Source organism: Vagococcus sp. WN80Y (assembly GCF_059621045.1).
On the sequence record NZ_JCAQHY010000079.1, the window covers coordinates 1 to 3,511 of the forward strand.

The 3,511-nt window shown below is 38.8% G+C and carries 2 protein-coding genes; both read left to right on the plus strand.

The features are described 5' to 3' along the window. The first annotated feature begins 480 nt into the window (after positions 1–480). Positions 481–1,971, plus strand: a complete 1,491-nt coding sequence (allW, locus tag AC5KOD_RS02950) for an allantoin permease (RefSeq protein ID WP_496913046.1) — start codon at positions 481–483, stop codon at positions 1,969–1,971. 43 nt (positions 1,972–2,014) lie between these two features. Further along, complete coding sequence (gene allB, locus AC5KOD_RS02955) at positions 2,015–3,385, plus strand: allantoinase AllB (RefSeq protein WP_496913047.1); 1,371 nt, start codon at positions 2,015–2,017, stop codon at positions 3,383–3,385. Positions 3,386–3,511 lie beyond the last annotated feature (126 nt).

Consider the following 3,511-nt stretch of genomic DNA (forward strand, 5'->3'; position numbering starts at 1 on the left):
AATACAGGGATTGCTCATAAAAAAGCTGGGATTGGTCAAATAGGGGCAGGCACAGTTCGTCCGCCATTATCTTGTTTTGAAAAAGCTATTACCGCTTATGCAGAAAAATTAGGCATGAAGGCGTAAATAAATTATCTAAGAAAGTGGGAAACATTCTATTTAGAAAAGAAATTTTTTAATGAGAATGTTTCTTGTTTTCTTGTTAATCTTTGTGAAAATAATCTCCTTTTAGCTAATCGTTTGAAGTATTGGCTGTAACTCTTTTTTTTAATTGCTTATAAAGTGAGGTGTATTAGAAAGAGTTTAACAGTTTATGCGGTGTGCACAAAAAAAATCTCAATTTTGTAAATTTCACCAATGAAAACGTTTTACATAAATTGTATGATGTATGTATCAGTAGTCGAGGGTGGGGATTAGTTAGTCAAGCCCGCTAACCATTTGTAGATAGTTGCAACTAGATCAAATTAAGGAGGATGAGTGATGTCGATTAGCAGTAACACTGTCCAGAGAAGTGACCATGATACTGATATTCAAGTGACGACGGAACAAGTAGAACGATTAAGAGAACGAGGATACAATGAGGATGTTTTGCCAAAAACAGCCGAAAAGCGTAACATGGGGGCAACTAATTATTTTACTTTGTGGATGGGCTCCGTCCATAATATTCCAAACTACACAGCTGTCGGCGGTTTTCTCTTTTTAGGGCTATCGCCAATTAATGTCATGCTAGCGATTGTTGTCAGTTCATCGGCTGTTGCCGCGTTTATGGTATTTAACGGCAGGGCTGGATCTCGCTATGGTATCCCTTTTGCTATGCATTTACGGTCAACTTATGGCGATATTGGTGCTAAGTTACCAGGCTTTTTGCGCGGATGTGTCGCTGCTATTGCTTGGTTTGGCTTACAAAATTACACAGGATCACTAGCTTTATTGATCTTGATTGGTAAGATTTGGCCAGACTTTTTAACGATGGGTGGTTCTTTTAATTTTTTTGGTATTAATTTACCGGGACTTATTGCCTTTACTATTTTTTGGGCGATCAATGTCGGGATTGGTTTTGGCGGTGGTGGAGTTCTTAATAAGTTTACAGCTATTTTAAACCCATTGATTTATGTTGTATTTGGTGGCATGGCCATTTGGGCAGTAAAAGTAGGGGGAGGAATTGGTCCGATATTAGCCTTTACTCCAACAGGGAACATGGTTCAACAACATGCTGGACCACTGGTTTATTTGATGATTATTAACTCGGTATTAGCAGTTTGGGCTGCTCCAGGAGCAAGTGCTTCAGATTTCACTCAAAATGCTCAATCAACTCGGGCTCAAACAATTGGACAAACGGCTAGCTTTTTAGTTGGCTACTTAATTTTTGCTTTTTCAAGTGTTGCTATTTTGATTGGCGGCTCTATTCATTATGGTGTACAAGAGTGGAATGTGTTAAATATTGTGGATAAATGGGATAGTTTGCCAGCTGCAACATTAGCCGTAGTGGTTTTATTAATGACCACCGTTTCAACAAATGCCACTGGAAATATCATTCCCGCTGCTTATCAACTTTCAGCGTTATTCCCTAAAAAAATCAATTATCGTAAAGGGGTAATTATTGCTTCCATTATTAGTTTTCTAATAATGCCATGGAAATTGATGGAAAATCAAGAGAGTATCTTTGCCTTTTTGAATATGATTGGAGCGGTTTTAGGACCAGTAGCTGGTGTGATGATTGCCCAGTATTTCTTTATTCATAAACAGAAAATTGATTTAGATCAACTCTATATGGATCCAACAGCTGATAATAGCCAAAATCAATATAAAGGCATTAACAAAGAAGCATATGTCGCAACGATCATAGCTTTAATTGTGTCAATGCTAGGACAATTCATCCCAAGCTTGAGTATTATTTCAAGCTTGTCGTGGTTAATTGGAGCGGGCTTATCATTAGCGATTTATCTAATTTTAAAAAGCAACAAAAAATAAGGTATTACCTACTCGAACAAAAAATCCTTGAGGAGGAAACGGAATGAACTATGAGTTAATTATCAAGAATGGGCTGGTTATTTTAGAGAACGGAGAAGTGAACACGGATGTTGCTGTAAAAGATGGCAAAATAGCTGCGATAGGTCGCGGTTTAGGTGAGGCTGAGCGAACAATTGATGCTACTGGCTTGATTGTCAGTCCGGGAATGGTAGACGCTCATGTCCATATTACTGACCCTGGTGGTGGGTACCGTGATCAATGGGAAGGTTATGTGACAGGAACAAAAGCCTGTGCCAAAGGTGGTGTAACAAGTTTTATGGAAATGCCACTCAATCAAGTTCCAGCGACTGTTGATAAAGACAGCTTAGAAATAAAATACCAAGCAGGAAAAGATAAATTGACAGTAGATGTTGCTTCTTTTGGTGGATTGGTTCCCTTTAATTTGGAAAAACATGGCATCGAAGAGCTTGATGCTGGTGGGGTAGCTGCATATAAATGCTTTATGGCGACTTGTGGAGATCGTTCTATTGATGGAGACTTTATGAATGTTGACGATTATTCCCTATATGTCGGCATGAAATTAGTGGCAAAAACTGGAAAAGTCTTAGCAATTCATGCAGAAAATGCGGCTATTACAGATCGCTTAGGCGAGATTGCTTATAAGAGTGGTAAACGAACGTTGAAAGATTACGTAGAAACCCGCCCAGTTTTTACTGAGGTTGAGCCGATTAAACGGGCCATATTATTTGCAAAGGAAACAGGATGTCGAATTCATATTTGTCATGTGGCCTGTCCAGAGGGGGTTGAGGAAGTTACACGAGCTCGCCAAGAAGGGATAGATGTGACGTGTGAAACTTGTACGCATTATTTATACTTTGAAACGGATGAACTAGATGCAATTGGACCAGTGGTTAAATGTTCGCCACCGATTCGTGATAAAAAAGCTCAAGAGGGTCTTTGGGAAAAAGTAATGAAAGAAGAAATTTATTTTGTTACGTCTGATCATTCACCTTGTACACCTGATTTAAAAGATACCGACAATACATTTGAAGCTTGGGGGGGGATTTCTGGTGTGCAAAACAATGTGGACGTTCTCTTTGACGAAGGAGTTCAAAAGCGTAATATGCCGCTGACGACTTTTGCTAATATCATCGCAACTAATCCAGCGAAGCGATATGATTTAGTTGAGAAAGGCAGTATCAGTATCGGCAAAGATGCCGACTTTGTGTTAATTAAACCGCAAGCGTCATATGTTTTACAGGCAACAGATTTAGAATACAAAAATCAAATTAGCCCATACATTGGTCGTGAAATTGGGGCGAAAATTGCCCATACGATTTTACGTGGCAAAATTATTTATAGCATTGAAGAGGGGGTGACGTCACACGCATTGGGGAAATTTATTTTGAAATAAAAAAGAGGAGGTTGGGACATAAGTAGATAATTAATCTGCTTTTATTCCACCTTTTTTGCGTTTTAGGGTACACAAAAATAGCGTTCCTTGATATGATTAAAGTGACAAAACCCAATCAGAGAGGAG